Consider the following 16,401-nt stretch of genomic DNA (forward strand, 5'->3'; position numbering starts at 1 on the left):
TATAAGGAATGCGAGGGTATTTCTTTTCTGTGACAGGGCCGCGGGTTCGCGGGATGGTTTTCGAGTCGCGGAAAATGTCGATTACTTACCGCGGGTCAGCCTATGAACAATTTTGGGAAATGTGCTTTTTCACCACTGTCGCTCGCACTCTGCATGGCGATTCTGGGTGGTTGCGCCAGTCCGCCGCCTCCACCCCCGGCCGTACCGCCACCGACACCGGTTCGTACCTGTTCGACCACCGAAAGTACCGATGTACAGGGTGATATGAGGGCTGAAGGGCAGGTGACCCGAACCACGACCCTGACCCGTTGCGTCACTCAGTAAACCGGGTCCGGTGTACCGCCAGTAGCACGTGCAACTGGCGGTGTATGACCTGAGCGTCGGTTCAGACTTCCTCGATCCTGACCCACCGCGACTCCCGTGCCGCCAGACGAATCGCCGTCGCCAGGCGTTCGACTTCCCACGCCTGCTCGAAATCGGTCCCGTCCTGGCCGAGACCGGCCAGCGCCATCACCAACTCATGCACTTCAAGGGTCTTGAGTTCGTTGTAACCCAACTGGTGCCCCGGCGCCGGGCTGAAGGCGGCGTAACCCGGCAAATCCGGCCCCGCCAGCAGCCGTTGGAAACCGTCTTGCCCGGCACGATACAGCCGCAGTTCATTCAAGCGTTCCTGATCGAACGCCAGGGTGCCTTGGGTGCCGCTGATTTCAAAACTCAGGTGATTCTTGTAACCGTGTTTGAGCCAGCTGCTGCTGAACGTCCCTCGCGCGCCATTGGCGAACCGCAGCAACGCGTGGACCTGATCGTCGACCGCGACCTCGCGTCGTTCCTGACCACCCGCCATCACGGGGCGTTGCGCATGTACGGTCTGGGTATCCGCGCACACCGCCTCGACGTCGCCCAGCAGATGACGAGCCATGGCCAGTAAATGACTGCCCAGGTCCGCGAGGGCGCCGCCGGCGTAATTGGCGTCGCAGCGCCAGGACCAGGGTGAAACGGGATCGGCCATGAAGTCTTCGCTGAACTCGCCCTGGAAACTGATGATCTGCCCCAGCGCGCCGTTTTGAATCAAATCCCGAGCCAGGCCGATGATCGGGTTGTGCTGATAGTTGTAACCCACCCGCGTCACCACGCCTGCGGCTTTGGCTGCAAGGTGCATGGTACTGGCCTGCTGGAGGCTGACCGCCAGCGGCTTTTCGCAATACACCGGTTTACCGGCGGCGATGGCAGCCATGGCCATGGGGTAGTGCAGATGGTTGGGGGTGGTGATGGCGATCAGGTTGACCTTGGGGTCATCAATCAGCTGTTGCCAGTCGCTGTGAGCAGCATCGAAGCCCCAAGCGTCGGCGCAGTGGCGGGCGCGCTGCGGGTCGGCGTCGGCAAGGGCGGCGAGTTTGAGCTTCAGCGGCAATTCAAAAACAGCGCTGACATTGCGAAAGGCCAGGGCGTGGGCGCGGCCCATGAAACCTGTGCCGATGAGTCCGATACCGAGTTCGCGCATAGCCGGGGTCCTTTGGATTTTTATTTTCAGGAGGGCTATTTATGGAATAAAAATTCGCAATATGCAAATTTCGGAATAAATATTCTTGTAGTGAGAGTGCCAATCCCCCTACGCAGGGGCGGGGTGCACGCGAGGGAAACAAAAAAGGCAACCCTGAGGCTGCCTTTGATTTATTCGCAAAACCGAATCAGGACAGGAACCCGCCATCCACATTCAGCGAAACCCCGGTCGTATAACTCGAAGCATCACTCGCCAGGTACAACACCGCACCGGCCATTTCACTCGGATCCGCCACGCGCTTGAGTGGAATCTGCTGCAATGCGGTGTTCAAAATTGCCTCGTTCTTCACCAGCGCCGATGCAAACTTGGTGTCGGTCAAACCCGGCAGCAAGGCGTTGCAGCGAATGCCGAACTGCGCGCATTCCTTGGCGAACACCTTGGTCATGTTGATCACCGCTGCCTTGGTCACCGAGTAGATGCCCTGGAAGATCCCCGGCGAGATGCCGTTGATCGAGGCGACGTTGATGATGCTGCCGCCACCGTGTTCGCGCATCAGCTTGCCGGCTTCCACCGACATGAAGAAGTAGCCGCGAATGTTCACGTCGACGGTTTTCTGGAAGGCGCTGAGGTCGGTGTCCAGCACGTTGCAGAACTGCGGGTTGGTCGCGGCGTTGTTGACCAGGATGTCCAGACGCCCGAATTGTTCGCGGATGGCGGCGAAGACCTGGGTGATCTGTTCCATCTCACCGATGTGGCAGGCAATGGCGGTGGCCTTGCCGCCGGCGGCGATGATCGCGTCGGCGACGTGCTGGCAGCCGTCGAGCTTGCGGCTCGAAACGATCACGTGGGCACCTTGCTGCGCCAGCAGTTTGGCGATGGCTTCACCGATGCCGCGACTGGCACCTGAGACGAAAGCGATCTTGCCGTCGAGGTCGAACAACTGAGTCTTGGACATGATTTTTCCTTGTTATGGGGCCTGATCAGAGGCTGGATTTCTGAATGACCTGCAAGCTCATCTGCTCCAGCAGTTTGTTCATGTGAATGAACTGTGCGAAGCGTTTGTCCTGGGTCTGACCATGGAAGAAGCGGTAGTAGATCTGCTGCACGATGCCGGCCAGACGGAACAGGCCATAGGTGTAGTAGAAGTCGAAATTGTCGATCTGGATGCCGGCGCGCTCGGCGTAGTAATCGACGAATTCGCGGCGGGTCAGCATGCCGGGGGCGTGGCTTGGCTGGCGGCGCATCAGTTGCACCGGTGCCGGGTCGTCGGCTTCGATCCAGTAGGCGAGGGTGTTGCCCAGGTCCATCAGCGGGTCACCGAGGGTGGTCAGCTCCCAATCCAGCACGCCGATGATCTGCATCGGGTTGTTCGGATCGAGGATCACGTTGTCGAAGCGGTAATCGTTGTGGACGATGCTCGACGTCGGGTGATCGGCTGGCATCTTGTCGTTGAGCCAGGCCTTTACTGCTTCCCACTTCGGCGCGTCCGGGGTCAGGGCTTTTTCGTAGCGCTCGCTCCAGCCTTTGATTTGCCGCGCGACATAACCTTCGGGTTTACCGAGGTCACCCAGGCCATAAGCCTTGTAGTCGACCCGGTGCAGTTCGACGAACTTGTCGATGAAGTTCTTGCACAGGGTTTCGGTCTTCGCCGAATCCAGGCCCAGTTCCGGTGGCAGTTCGGCGCGCAGGATGATCCCCTTGACCCGTTCCATCACATAGAACTCGGCGCCGATCACCGATTCGTCGGTGCAGTGCACATAGGCTTTGGGGCAATAGGGAAAACCGTCCCGTAGCTGATTGAGGATGCGAAATTCACGGCCCATGTCGTGGGCGGACTTGGCTTTGTGGCCGAACGGCGGCCGACGCAGGACGAATTCCTGTTCGGGGTATTCCAGCAGGTAAGTCAGGTTCGACGCACCGCCCGGAAACTGGCTGATCACAGGCAAACCACTCAGACCCGGAATGTGCGCCTTGAGGTATGGATCGATCAGGCTGGCATCGAGTTCTTCGCCAGAGCGGATACGGGTGGACTGGTCAGTAAGCGCCATGCTTATCCCTTCTGCTTATTTTGGAGGCCAGACATCATTGGCTAATCTAATGGCGCGCCGGGGTGGCCACAAGCGCGGCACGGTCTTATAGGTTAGCGTGTTGCCGGATAATCAGCGTTCCTGATGTGCGCGAACAGGCGCGGCGGACTATGGTTCAGGGAGCGTCGCTTCCAGGAAGGAGATTCAACATGGGCTGTCCGCAAGTTTGCGCCACCGCGACCCTGCAATGCAGTTTCGGCGCGGCGCCGGCGGTACTCAACGTGCTGCCAGTGAACCGCACAATGACCGGGGGCATGCCGGCGGCGAACATCATGGACCACATTCCGTTGGTGAACGTCATGCCGTTCGGCACGTGCATGAGCATGGCCAACCCGATGGTCGCGGCCGCCACCGCCGCGGCGCTTGGCGTGCTGACGCCGATGCCGTGCATCCCGGCCACCGCCACCCCGTGGATCCCCGGCGGCGCGCCGACCCTACTGCTGGGTGGCATGCCGGCCATCGATGCCAACAGCACCTTGATGTGCAACTGGGCCGGAGTGATCAAAATCGTGATGCCGGGGCAAATGCAGATGCTGATTCCCTGATCGCCACAACCTCTGTAGCAGCTGCCGAAGCCTGCGTTCGGCCGTAGCAGCTGTCGAGCTTGCGAGGCTGCGTTCGGCTGCGAAGCAGTCGTAAAACCTGAGACTGCGGTACATCAGGCAGACCGCATCAGCCGGACTTGCGACTGCTTCGCAGCCGAACGCAGCCTCGCGCTGCTCGGCAGCTGCTACAGAACTTAGGCTTGAGCAGGATCGCTCCAGCGCCTGAACCACCAGCGCACCCGTGAGATCGGCTTGCCGTCGGCGTCCAATGGTCGTCCGTCGCTGGCGAAGCCCTGTTCCGGTTCCAGCAATTGACCGTTGAGATATCGAGCCTCGACGGCCGGCTTGCCGTTCGGATGAAAGCGTTGATAGCGCCCGTCGCGCACGCCGTCGCGGTAAAACTCGACCTCCGCCAGTTGCCCATCGGGAAAGTAATTGAACGCCTCGCCATGCAACAGCCCTCGGCGATAAGTCGCCTTGCGCTGCAGACTGCCTTCGGGGGCATAGAAACTGGCAACCCCCTGCAGCTTGTCATGGACAAACGGCAGCTGCGCCGAGACCTTGCCATTGGGGTGGTAGAGCAGGGTGGTGCCTTGCAGCTCGCCGTGGCTGTAGTGCAAATCAGCCTGCGCACGCCCGTCATCCTTGATGTGCAGCGCACCGTCGAGCTGGCCATCGAGCAGGCGCCCTTTGAGCTGTTTATCGTTCTGTTGCAAATCCAGCGGCGTGATGGCCATGGGTTCTCCTTGTCAGTTGACCTGCACCAGACCCCCCTTGATGGTCAGCATGCCGCCGCCATCCACGGTCTGCGAAGCGGCGCCCTTGTTGGTCAGGCTGATCCCGGCATCGTTGGTCATCGTCGTGCCGGCCTTGTTCTCCAATGAGGTACCAGCCTGATTGCTCATAGAGGTGCCGGCCTTCTGGCTGATCGAAGTACTGGCCTCGGCCGCCAGATCGGCGCCGCTCTTGATCGCGAAACTGCCACCGCTTTGCAGGGTCAGGGTGCCAGTCACTTTAATGGTCAGGTTGCCGTCCACCGTCAGGCTGTAATCGCCGGTGACCTTGTGCGTGTAATTGCCACCGGTACTGTGGGTCTGGTCAGCGCCCACGGTCACCGTGCGGCTGTCCTTCACATCGAGCGTGTCGCTGCCGGTCTGGATGGTCACGCTGCGTTTGCCTTTCTCCAGGGTCACGGTCTCGTCGCCGTCCTTCACCGTGCGCGTGCGGGCGTTCTGCACGGTCAGGGTTTCATCGTGGCCGACCGTGGCGGTGGTGTCGTTGAGCACGTTGATCTTCAGGTCTTTCTGCGCCTGCAAAAACACCTCTTCGGCGTCTTTCTTGTCCTCGAAGCGCAACTCGTTGAAACCGCCGCCGCCCTTGGACGATTGGGTCTTGATTCCCGACTGGGTCTGATTCGCCGGCAGCGCATAGGGCAGCGCGTTGTCACCGTTGTAGACGCAGCCGGTTACCAGCGGTCGATCCGGATCGCCATCGATAAAGGTCACGATCACTTCCTGGCCGATGCGCGGCACGAACTGCATGCCGAAGCCCTTGCCGCTCCAGGGCAGTACAACTCGCACCCAACAGGAACTGGTTTCGTCGTTCTTGCCGTCGCGGTCCCAAGGGAACTGCAACTTGATCCGGCCGTATTCGTCGGTCCAGATTTCTTCGCCCGACTTGCCGACGACAATTGCCGTTTGCGGGTGCATGCGCGGTTTGGGGGTGATGCGTTCCGGGCGGTACGGCGTGGCCTTGGGGATTGCCTCGAAGCGATTGCGATAGCTGTCGTGACTGGCGTCATGTGTCACCGCCGTCACCACCCAATCGATGTTCAATGTTGAATCATCGTGCCCGGCGAGGGTGAACCAGTGCCCCGGCACCAGCCAGCGGCAGTCGCTTTCACCGACAAAGCGTTTCTCCTGACTGCGCAAGCCGTCGACCCGCTGCTTGGTCAATGCATCGCCGCGCGCCTTGGCGTTGTAGCCGCCCGGATGCTCATACATCGAACGCGGCCCGGCCACCGCTTCGGCTTGGCCGTACAGCGATGTGGTCGGGGTGGTGAATTCATAATCCGTCGACCGATACACACCAGCCACGGCCTGAACGCAGACCTGCCCGGAGCGAATGCCGTGCAGTTCACGTTCGCCCAGTTGCTGGCCGAGATAGCTGACCTTGGGTCCATTGGGAATCGGCACAAACGCATCGGTACTGTCACCCAGCACCAGCGTGTGCTTGCCGTCCTCATGGGTGAAAAACCAGAAAATCCCTTCTTCCTCCAGCAACCGCGAGACGAACGCGAAATCGGTTTCGCCGTACTGCACGCAGTATTCGCGCGGGGTGTAACTGCCGGTGAGTGAGAGCTTGAAGTCGGTGAAGGCGTGGGCCTTGAAAATCGTGGTGACGATGTCCGAGGTGCTGAGGTTCTGGAACACCCGGTTGTTGCTGGCGAGGGTCAGCCACCAGAGCCATGGCCGTAGTACAAGCTGATAGCGCTCGGCGGTGGCGTCGGCGGGGAGTTGTCGGATTTCGGCGACCAGCGCGTCCAGCGGGCGGGTGAGGGCGTCGTTGTGCAGGGTGGCGGTGACGTGGGTGGCGACGGCGGTGGTCAGGGTGAGCGAGGAGCCGTCGTTGAGGCCGTTGAGAATTTGCGAGCCGAGCTGGTTGAGGGCCTCTTCGCCGGAAAGGGATTCAGGGTAAAGCGCCGACAGCGAGGCGGCGGTGAGGGAAAGGCTGGTGGTGGCATCGACGGAGCGGGGCATCAAGTAGCCTCAGGTGGTCAATGAATCAGCTTCGCAGCGAACCATTCTTGGCGCGGCGGCATCAACTAAGCTTAAGTCCGGCCAATGAGCAGCGTTCATCTATTGAAGTGTCTGATATGAAACTAATTCTCGACTTGATAAGGTTGTAGAAGTCGCGTTTGCTGAGGCCGAATACCTCAGTGCTACCCTTGGTTTTTCTGCTGCGGGCCATGATGGTCCGAATCACAAGATCGTTGATCTGATTGGCCGATAACTCGTCAAACATTAAGGTGAACAATACGGCTAATTGGTTGGCGTCTGCCAGATTTATGTTGGTGTTGTTTTCAGTAATGGCATATTCCTGATAGGTGTTCTGATAGTTGAGTGTCAGACGCTGTTTGATGGGAATATAGTGGTTCAGGGCAGAAATACTGGCCACCACCACGGCGATACCATCGGGAACTTGAGCATTCCAGGGTAAATGGGCCATGGGGGCCGGTTTCTTTTTAGTGGGAACCGGTTTTCCTGAGGTAGGATTGACTGTCATGGCGGTGAAGTTGTAAGTGGCAGCACCGACAATCATCACTCCGTTGTCACTGGTGCCCAGTGCCAATACACTTTTGTATTGCGTGCCTAATGCACCGCTGGCGTCGAGGATAGGAGAAAGGTCATCCCTGATGTCTGGGTCCATTACCTGATAGATATGATCCGTAACAGTAGGGTTGTCGTCCCCGCCTAATGAATAAATGAACTGATCGGCGATATAACAGAAATCTTCGTCTTTGACGTGTATATGCAACCGTTCACCAACATATTCGACCTCGGTAACCTCTTTTAATAACTGCAGGTTGTGAGTTTCGCAAAGCTTGATGATCTTTGCATTCCTGGCCCCAGGCAGTACTGCTCCCGTGAATTCGGAGCCGCCGGGGCGGGCAAGCCAGTTCATCTTTGGCGAGTGTTTGCTGGCAATATCGACCACCCAGGCGGCGGTGGCGCTACCGCCGTAGATAGCGCGGTCAATATTGGGAACTTGTTGCTCCTCGTCTTCAAGAAATTCGATACCTTCGATAACTTGTGAGTATTCAACACCGGGCGCAGGTGTTCCTGTTATTTTGGGCGGTTTACGTTGGGCGCCAATGCCGGTGGCAATCACTATTTTTTCAACGATTAAGGCATGCGAGGTATCAAACCATGCGACGTAATTTCCTGGTTGGGTGAGTGACTTGGATATCCGCCGTACCTTGCGTGAAGGATTGTGACCGTAGCGACTACCTTTGACGATTTCACTGACGCCTTGCTGAAAAACACCTGAGGAGAGGAAGTTGTCCAGGCTCATTTCACCATTGGCAACCGTGAACGACGGTGGTGGAGAACCCGGTAAGTGCAGGAGGTGGGCGGGCTGGCCCATGGGGTGTTCTACGAGTTTTGCCCATAGTCCATCCTCACCGACAACTACAGTTTTATAGCCATCGGATGAGGTGTTCAGGAACACTGCAGCGGAAACGCCTGCGCCTATTATCAGTCGGGTCGGCATGATGACTTACCTCATATTGGCTGCACTACCTTCATCGAAAAATAACCAGCACAGCACATGGCAACTGCTTCCTCTGCTATGCGACATCTTCGGGTTTACACTTTGCTCCTGTTTACACAAGAGAGTCAGTCGTCCGGGACTTACTCCAACACCCACTCCGCCAACTTCCCCGTCACCTGCGTCATCAACACATTCTCGACATCCCTCGCCCCGGCAGCACTGCACTTGGCCAACACCGCCTGCACGATCCCGGCATCGAACTCAAACTGCTTGCCGGTCGCGGCCTTGTACCGGCTGCGCAATTTCTCCAGCTTCGCCAACACAATCCCTTCCAGCGTCGCTTCATCCAGCGGTCGATACGCCACCACCGTCATGCGCGCCAGAAACGCCGGGCGAAAGGCTTTCAGCAGCACGTGATGCAGCACTTCGTTGAAGGCATCGGTGCCCAGTTGAGCGGTCGGTGTGTCGAGCAGCAACTCAGCCCCGACGTTGCTGGTGGCGAGCATTACGGTGTTTTTGAAGTCCACCACCAGCCCGGTGCCGTCTTCCATCACGCCTTTGTCGAAGACGTTGTAGAAGGCTTCGAGCACGTCCGGATGGGCCTTTTCGATTTCGTCGAGCAGCACCACCGAATAGGGTTTGCGCCGCACCGCTTCGGTGAGTACACCGCCGCTGCCGTAGCCGACGTAGCCGGGTGGGGCGCCTTTGAGTTGGCTGACGGTGTGGGCTTCCTGGTATTCGGAAAGGTTGATGCTGATCAGGTTGCGTTCGCCGCCATACAGCGCGTCGGCCAGGGCGTAAGCGGTTTCGGTTTTGCCGACGCCGGTGGGGCCGACCAGCAGGAACACGCCGACCGGTTTTTGCGGGTCGGTGAGGCCGGCGCGGTAGGCTTGCAGGCGTTGGGCGATGGTGTTCAGCGCGGTGCTCTGGCCCATCACCCGCAGGCCCATGCGCTGGCCGAGGGTGCGCACGGCGTGGGCTTCGTCGGCGAGCATCTTGCCCACCGGGATGCCGGTCCATCCGGCGATCACGGCGGCCACGGTTTTGCCGTCGACCTGTTCCGGCACCAGCGGATCGTCCTGGCGAATGGCATCCAGCCCAGCCTCCAGGCGCACCAGTTCGGCGGCCAGATGATCGATGTGGCTGTCGGTGGCTTCGTCCGGTTTGTCGTTGTCGGCGCGTTCGCTCAAGGCGAGTAATTCGCGACGGGTTTCCAGCAGTTCGCGCACGGCGACCCGTTCTTCGTTCCAACGGGTTTCCAGCTCGCGAATGGCCTGCACGTTACCCACGGATTCGGTTTCCAGCAGGGTGATGCGTTCACGGTGATCGAGCCCGGTGGCCTGTTCGCGACGCAGGCGTTCGACTTCCTCCTTGAGGCTCTGCTGACGATGGCGCAGGCTTTCCAGCGGTGGCGGCACGTCGTGCTGGCCGAGGGCGACCCGGGCGCACGCGGTGTCGAGCACGCTGATGGCCTTGTCCGGTAACTGGCGCCCGGAGATGTAGCGGTGGGACAGTTTCACCGCTTCGTGGATCGCCGCGTCGAGCACCTGCACACCGTGATGCTGTTCCAGTTTCGCAGCCACGCCACGGAGCATTTCCACAGCGGTGATTTCGTCCGGCTCCTCGACTTGCACCAACTGAAATCGCCGGGCGAGGGCGGGGTCTTTCTCGAAGTATTTTTTGTACTCAAGCCAGGTGGTCGCGGCCAGGGTGCGCAACTCGCCACGGGCCAGCGCCGGTTTCAGCAGATTGGCCGCGTCGCTGCCGCCTTCCGCGCCGCCAGCACCAATCAGGGTGTGGGCTTCGTCGATGAACAGAATGATCGGTTTGTCGGCGCTGCGCACCGCGTCGATCACGCCTTTGAGGCGCTGCTCGAACTCGCCCTTGACCCCGGCGCCAGCTTGCAACAGACCGAGGTCGAGTACCCGCAGGCTGACCTCTTGCAACGACGGCGGCACATCCCCGGCGGCAATGCGCAACGCCAGGCCTTCGACCACCGCCGTTTTGCCCACCCCCGGTGCGCCGACCAGGATCGGGTTGTTCTGCCGACGGCGCAGCAGGATGTCGATGCACTGACGAATCTCGCCGTCGCGGCCGACGATGGGGTCGATGCGCCCAGCGTGGGCATCGGCGGTCAGGTCCTGGGTGAACTGGTCGAGCACCGAATCCTGTTTCGGTTGCGGATGGCCGGCACTGACCGGCCGCGTGCCGCCAACGTGTTCGCGCGAGTTTTCGGTCCACTCCAGCAAATTACTGCGCAAGGCTTCCCGTGGAATTTTCAACAGCGACGAGGCGCTATTGAGCAGCAGGCTGCGACGTTCATCACGGTCGAGCAGGGCCAGTAGCAGCAAACCCGAGCGGATGCTCTCCAGGCCAAGCACACTGGCCTGAACCACCGCATCTTCAAGCAGGCCGATGGTGTGCGCCGAGAGCGCCGGGGTGCGGGTACTGCCGGATTTGAACAGTTCCAGGGCCTTGTTGATTTCCGCCGTCAGGGCATCGCGCTCCAGCCCGAAGCGCGGCAGCAGCCAGGCGAAGTCGCCGCCCTCGATGTCCAGCAACTCCAGCAGCAAGTGTTCGATTTCGACGTAATGATGACCCCGTTGCAGGCAGCGCTGTGCGGCCCGTTCGAGGGCGCGGCGGTTGTCCGGGTTGAGGCGTCCGATCAGACTGGCCAGTTCCATGTTCAGGTGATCTCCAGCTGACGAAGGCGGGTTTCGATCCGTTGCACGGCAAGGCTGGTCTGGCGTTGCAGGCCGCCGTTCCAACTGAGCAAGGGCGGGGCCTGGCGACCGAGTTTCATCGGACTGGCACCGCGCACCAACAGCACCAGTGTGCAATCCAGGTCGGGGCCGAAATACAGCGCGCTGAGACTGGCCAGCGCCGGATGGGCTTCACCGTCCGGCAGAAACCGCGCCGCCTGCGCCGAGGTCAGTGGGCCAAGGGTCAGGCGGATGCCGGCGTGTTCATCCCAGACCCGAGTGCCGGCCACCGCGTTACGACCCAGTTGCAGGTTGCGCCCGCCCGGTTGCAGTCGACTGCGACTGGCCGGCGGGATTTCCCGCCAGGCACCTTCATAGGCGCTGAGTTCTACCGGCAATTCGAAGTGCTCGCGCACGATCGCGGCGAAGCCGGCCAGGGAACGACGACCGTCGGCAAACAGTGCGCTGCACGCCAAGACGGCAGAGTCGGGTACGGCCTGGCGTTCCTGCAAGGCTTTGGGCAACAGCCCGGTCAGCGCCCGCAGTTGCGCCTGCACCGGCGACGCGCCGGGGGCCGTGAAGCCGACGGCGATCCGGTGTTTGCGCATCACCTTGTACAGCAGGCTGAGCAAGCGATGCTGGAACAGATCGAGGAACTCGGCCGGGGCATAGTCCTTGGCGCGGGCCCGTTGTTGCAGCCATTCCTGATAGGCGTAGGGCAGGGGGCCGTCCGGCCCGCCGAGGCCAAACACTGGTGTCGTGAGCGTCGGTGGCTGGCCCGCGTCCAGGGTCAGACTTTCAATTTCACTGGCGGAAAACAGCGGCGTCAACGGCCCGCGCAGGCGCAAGGCTTCTGCTTGAGGGGCGGTGCCGCTGCCCAGGGACTCGGCTTGCGGGTGTTCGCGTTCCAGCAGCAACAACGCCTGCAACAACTCGAACGCCTGCGGATCGCGCCGCAGCTTCTGACTCAGACTCAGAGGGACAGCGGCATGCCGGCTTGGGGTTGCCATGTCTTGACCTCCTTGTCTGACTGGACCAGAACCGTGCGCACGAAGCGATTGGCCGTGGCATAGAGTGAAAAGAACTGCGCCAGCACCGCTGAGAACAGCACGGCGCTGCTGCCGACGAAATGCTGTGGGTCGAGTTGCAGCCGGACCTCCAGCCCATTGCGCCAGCCGCGCCAGGCGTCTTCACCAACATGGGCGATCACCCGTTCGCAGCCGAGGCTTAACAAACCGTCGATTTGCCGCAAGGCGCTGGCCTCGTCACGCAGGTTGTGCAACTGGAGGATTTCCTTGAGGGCATCCAGCGCTTGCGGCCCCTCGACCAGTGACAAATGATTGAGGGTCAGTTGCGACACCAGCCGCCAACGGGATTCGCCATCCAGTCGCGGCAAACTCTGCGGGCTCGGCGGGTTACGCAAACGGGCCCAGGCCACCGGCCCCGGTCGTTCGAAACCCAGGGGCGTGCCGGCCGGCAGGCTCTGGGCCAGATGCCGGTTGGTGCACAGCAGTTCCCCGGTGAGGCTGTATTCGCTGGCCTCGGTCAGCGGATCGAGCCGGGTGTCCACCAGACTCACCATCAGGTCGGTGCCCAGACGATTCGGGGTCATGCCGCTGACCCGTCGCGTATGCCAATAGCATTGTTTGTCGCCGCCGATATGCTGACTGCCGTAATACGCTGGCACCCGTTGCACGCCCTGGCTTGAGCTGGCGCGCATGGCGCGGATGCTGTGGATCTCGACGCTGTTTTCCCGGTGACTGTCGGCGACCAGGCGATACTCGCTGCGGGTGCCGTCCGGGCGCAGTGGTTCCGAGGTTCGTGGAAACAGGTTGATCACCGGTGCGCAGCCCAGGGCGAAGTCGCTGGCCTGAAGGTGCAGGCGGTTGGCCGGGGCACGGTCGAACACGATGTACAGGTACAGCGTCTGGCTGTCGCTGGAGGCGCCGGCCAATGGAATGTCGAAGAAGTTGAATTTGTCCGGGAATGCAAAGTACTCGGCGAGCAGGCGCATGCCCGGATGCACACCATCCTCGTCCGGCAACAGCACTTCGTCGCTGGCAAAACCGACGATTTGCGGTAACCCCGCCAGCATGACCGGCACGCTGCCGACCGGTCCGGCCAGCACCTTCACCGCGTGGGCGCCGAGCAGGTCATACAGGCAGGCGTTGATCACCGGTGAGGCGGCCAGGTGCACGCGCAATTGTTTGATGGCCAGCGTCGACCACTGGCTCTCACCCAGGCAACGCAGGCTCAGGCGCAAGGCCGAACGCGCCTGCGCCACACCGGTCAGGGCCTGTGCTTCATCGCTGCCCAGCAGCAGCGCTTCGTTGATTTCCACCGGCCACAATCGAACCGCAGCGCTGGTGCGAAAGTGGATGCTCTCGCCTTTGCTGGTGGTGACGAATAGCGGTGTGTCGCGGGGCAATGGATAACCATCGTTCAGGTTGCCCTTGCTCGGGTCCGGCTCGAACTGCACGATCGCGCAGGACGGCAGCGGCCGCATGGCCAACGGGTAAAGCTGTTCGAGCAAGGCGTCGCTGAACTCGGCGTAATCGTCATCGAGCCGCCGTTGCAAGCGTGCGGCGAGCAGGGCGAAACCTTCGAGCAGTCGTTCGACATGTGGGTCGGGGCATTCACCGGGGGACAGTTCCAGGCGTCTGGCGACCTTGGGATAACGCTCGGCAAAAATGCTCCCGGCGTGGCGCAGCCAGGTCAGTTCGCGTTGGTAGTAATCGAGCAGTTGCGGGTCAATCGAGTCGCTCATGACGCACCTCAAGACCATGGCTGGCCTTCTCGATGACAAAGGCCACGGGCCAGTGCTGCTGGCCGCTGCGTAACTCGCCCACCAGCCGAATGCTCAATTGCTGCGGATGGCCGGGGACCGGATTGACCTGGACCTCGCCCAGTTGCAGGCGCGGTTCGAAATGGGTGATCGCCTCGCGGACTTCCCGCGCCAACTGACGACGGTCATCGCTGCGCTGCTGTTGCAAGGCCGTCCAGTCAGCGATGCCGTAGTCGAGAATGCTCGGTGGAGAGGTCAGCGGACGTGAGCCGCGTCGGGTGTTGAACAGGCGTAGCAACTCCGTGTGCACCGAGTCGAGCAGCCCCTGGCGATCGAACACCTGCACGGTGTCGACCTCGCTGGCGGCGAGGCGCTCGAACAACGGTGGGAGCATGCCGGTGCCTGCCATGGCCGACGCGCCCGCTTACTTGACGAGCTTGTTGGCGGCCATGTCCCAGGTCGAGGCGGCCGTGCCTTCCTTGGTGCCGTCGTCTTTCTGGGCGGTGAGCTCCCACTTGATCTTGGTGAAGTTCAGGGAAATGGTTTCCACCGGTTTGCCACCCGTGCCGCCGCTGACGCTGACGTTGGACAGCACCACGTTGGTCAGGGTGTAGATAATGAACGGCATCAGCTGACCGCTGCCTTCGGCGGCGTTACGGCCGATGGTGATCTTGGCTTCGGGGATCGGTTTGCCGGCGCAGCAATATTCGTTGAGGGAAGGCGTCGAGCTGTCGACGAACTTGGTCAGGGTGAACTCGCCGATGTGCGGCTTGCCGGAGGTGCGCTCCGAGTTGCTGACGTCATTGGTCACCTGCATGGCCACGTTGTGGCTGTAGGACATGACTTCGATCTTGTCCTTGTAACCCTCGAGCAAGCTATCGCCTTTGATGTCGCCGCCGAGGTCGAGAATGATTGCATCCATCGCATGAAACTCCTGAAAGTAATCGTGCTAGATAAGCAGGGGAATCCCGCCGGGTTGACCCCGACGGGAGGCAGGTCAGGCGGCTACCGGTGGCGGCAGGGTCGCGACCAGGCGGATCGACGCGGTCAGTTCCTCAAGCTGGAAGTGCGGCCGCAGGAACACCGTGGCCTTGTAGGCTCCGGGCTTGCCGGCGACCTCGGTCACATCCACCCGGGCTTCACGCAACGGGTACTGCGCCTTGATCTCTTGCGGCGCGTTGTCGTTGATCAGCACGTAGTCGGCGATCCAGTTGTTGAGGTAGGTCTGCACGTTGTCGCGGGTCATGAAGCTGCCGACTTTGTCGCGCATGATCACCTTCAGGTAGTGCGCGAAACGCGAGGCCGCGAGCACGTACGGCAGCATCGCCGAAATCCGCGCGTTGGCATTCGCCTCGTTGGTGTTGTAGACCTTGGACTTGTTGGTGGTCTGGCCGCCGAAGAACACCGCCACGTCGCTGTTTTTCTTGTGGCACAGGGCGATGAATCCGAGATCGTTGAGCTCTTTCTCGCGACGGTCGGTGATCGCCACTTCGGTCGGGCATTTGAGCGACAGGTCGCCGGAGGTTGTACGGAAGGTATGGGCCGGCAGGCCCTCCACCGCACCACCGCCTTCGGCACCGCGAATCGCCGCGCACCAGCCGTATTTGGCGAAGGCTTCGGTGATCCGTTGCGACAAGGCCCACGCGGCGTTGCCCCACAGGTATTTGCCGTGGTCGCTGCCGTTGACGTCTTCGACGTAGTTGATGCCTTCCACCGGCGACGTGTCAGGACCGTAAGGCAGGCGCAGCAGGAAGTGCGGCAGCACCAGCGACACGTAGCGCGAATCTTCGCTTTCACGGAACGAGCGCCACTTGATCAGCTCCTGGCTCTCGAACACTTTCGACAGATCCCGTGGCACGGCCAGTTCGGTGAAGCTGTTCATGTCGAACAACCGAGGGCTGGCGGCGGCAATGAATGGCGCATGGGCGGCCGCCGCGACGTTCGACAGTTTCTCCAGCAGGCCGATGTCCTGCGGGTGCCGGCCGAAGGTGTAGTCACCCACCAACAGGCTGAACGGGTGGCCGCCGAAGGTGCCGTATTCCTCTTCGTAGATCTTCTTGAACAGCGCGCTCTGGTCGAACTCGACGGCTTTTTCCAGGTCGTTCTGCAGCTCTTTCTGGGTCACGTTGAGCAGGCGCAATTTCAGCCGGGAACTGGTCTCGGTGTTCTTAACCAACAAGTGCAGGCCGCGCCAGGAGGCTTCAAGTTTCTGCAGGTCCGGGTGGTGCAGCACTTCGTTCAGTTGAGCGCTGATCAGCTCGTCGATCTGGCTGATGCGGTCGTTGATCATCGCCACGGTGTCCTTGTCGACGGCCATGCCTTCATCGAGGACCTGGGTGGCGAATTCCGCGAGCATGTCGCGGGCGTAATCCTGTTGGCTGTCGTCATGGGCCATGCGGCCTTTGGCGATTATTTCATCGAGCAAGGACAAGGTCTCGCTTGCACTGTCACTGGCTTGGGTCTCGGCGGCGGATGAGGCGGGCATGGCAAAATTCTCCCTGGGTGGATG

13 protein-coding genes are annotated in these 16,401 nt (G+C 61.0%); 1 reads left to right on the top strand and 12 read right to left on the bottom strand.

Annotation, left to right across the window (positions count from 1 at the left end):
- Positions 1-385: 385 nt before the first annotated feature.
- The 3 genes from ACEN8R_RS08020 to ACEN8R_RS08030 all read right to left on the bottom strand — a co-directional run bounded on the left by ACEN8R_RS08020 (position 386) and on the right by ACEN8R_RS08030 (position 3,549).
- Positions 386-1,501, bottom strand: a complete 1,116-nt coding sequence (locus tag ACEN8R_RS08020) for a Gfo/Idh/MocA family protein (RefSeq protein ID WP_495624738.1) — start codon at positions 1,499-1,501, stop codon at positions 386-388.
- A 187-nt stretch (positions 1,502-1,688) separates the two neighbouring features.
- Positions 1,689-2,456: an SDR family oxidoreductase gene (locus tag ACEN8R_RS08025; protein ID WP_018929676.1), complete on the bottom strand. Its 768-nt coding sequence runs from the start codon at positions 2,454-2,456 to the stop codon at positions 1,689-1,691.
- Between the two features lie 25 nt (positions 2,457-2,481).
- Positions 2,482-3,549, bottom strand: a complete 1,068-nt coding sequence (locus tag ACEN8R_RS08030; RefSeq protein ID WP_258612232.1) for a phosphotransferase family protein — start codon at positions 3,547-3,549, stop codon at positions 2,482-2,484.
- A gap of 188 nt (positions 3,550-3,737) precedes the next feature.
- On the opposite strand from ACEN8R_RS08030, the gene ACEN8R_RS08035 reads away from it, so the two are divergent.
- Positions 3,738-4,133: a DUF4280 domain-containing protein gene (locus tag ACEN8R_RS08035; RefSeq protein ID WP_018929674.1), complete on the top strand. Its 396-nt coding sequence runs from the start codon at positions 3,738-3,740 to the stop codon at positions 4,131-4,133.
- A gap of 194 nt (positions 4,134-4,327) precedes the next feature.
- Here ACEN8R_RS08035 and ACEN8R_RS08040 read toward each other — a convergent pair whose 3' ends face one another.
- From ACEN8R_RS08040 to tssC, 9 genes are all read right to left on the bottom strand, one after another.
- Positions 4,328-4,870: a toxin-antitoxin system YwqK family antitoxin gene (locus tag ACEN8R_RS08040; protein WP_495624739.1), complete on the bottom strand. Its 543-nt coding sequence runs from the start codon at positions 4,868-4,870 to the stop codon at positions 4,328-4,330.
- A 12-nt stretch (positions 4,871-4,882) separates the two neighbouring features.
- Positions 4,883-6,892, bottom strand: a complete 2,010-nt coding sequence (locus ACEN8R_RS08045) for a type VI secretion system Vgr family protein (protein WP_495624740.1) — start codon at positions 6,890-6,892, stop codon at positions 4,883-4,885.
- A gap of 61 nt (positions 6,893-6,953) precedes the next feature.
- A complete protein-coding gene (locus tag ACEN8R_RS08050) occupies positions 6,954-8,405 on the bottom strand; it encodes a hypothetical protein (RefSeq protein WP_064618264.1) in 1,452 nt (483 codons plus the stop codon).
- A 140-nt stretch (positions 8,406-8,545) separates the two neighbouring features.
- Complete coding sequence (tssH, locus tag ACEN8R_RS08055; RefSeq protein ID WP_495624741.1) at positions 8,546-11,089, bottom strand: type VI secretion system ATPase TssH; 2,544 nt, start codon at positions 11,087-11,089, stop codon at positions 8,546-8,548.
- Between the two features lie 2 nt (positions 11,090-11,091).
- Positions 11,092-12,117, bottom strand: coding sequence for a type VI secretion system baseplate subunit TssG (tssG, locus tag ACEN8R_RS08060; RefSeq protein ID WP_111453516.1), 1,026 nt, complete (start codon positions 12,115-12,117; stop codon positions 11,092-11,094).
- On the bottom strand, positions 12,081-13,874 hold the full coding sequence (tssF, locus tag ACEN8R_RS08065) for a type VI secretion system baseplate subunit TssF (RefSeq protein WP_495624742.1): 1,794 nt from the start codon (positions 13,872-13,874) through the stop codon (positions 12,081-12,083). The genes tssG and tssF overlap by 37 nt, the downstream gene beginning before the upstream one ends.
- Positions 13,858-14,301, bottom strand: a complete 444-nt coding sequence (gene tssE, locus ACEN8R_RS08070) for a type VI secretion system baseplate subunit TssE (RefSeq protein ID WP_111453518.1) — start codon at positions 14,299-14,301, stop codon at positions 13,858-13,860. The genes tssF and tssE overlap by 17 nt, the downstream gene beginning before the upstream one ends.
- A gap of 15 nt (positions 14,302-14,316) precedes the next feature.
- On the bottom strand, positions 14,317-14,814 hold the full coding sequence (locus tag ACEN8R_RS08075; RefSeq protein WP_007937704.1) for an Hcp family type VI secretion system effector: 498 nt from the start codon (positions 14,812-14,814) through the stop codon (positions 14,317-14,319).
- Between the two features lie 75 nt (positions 14,815-14,889).
- The gene (gene tssC / locus ACEN8R_RS08080) at positions 14,890-16,377 is read right to left on the bottom strand and encodes a type VI secretion system contractile sheath large subunit (protein ID WP_495624743.1); all 1,488 of its coding nucleotides are present in this window, start codon (positions 16,375-16,377) and stop codon (positions 14,890-14,892) included.
- Positions 16,378-16,401 lie beyond the last annotated feature (24 nt).

The sequence above is a fragment of the Pseudomonas sp. Pseusp15 genome (assembly GCF_059492165.1).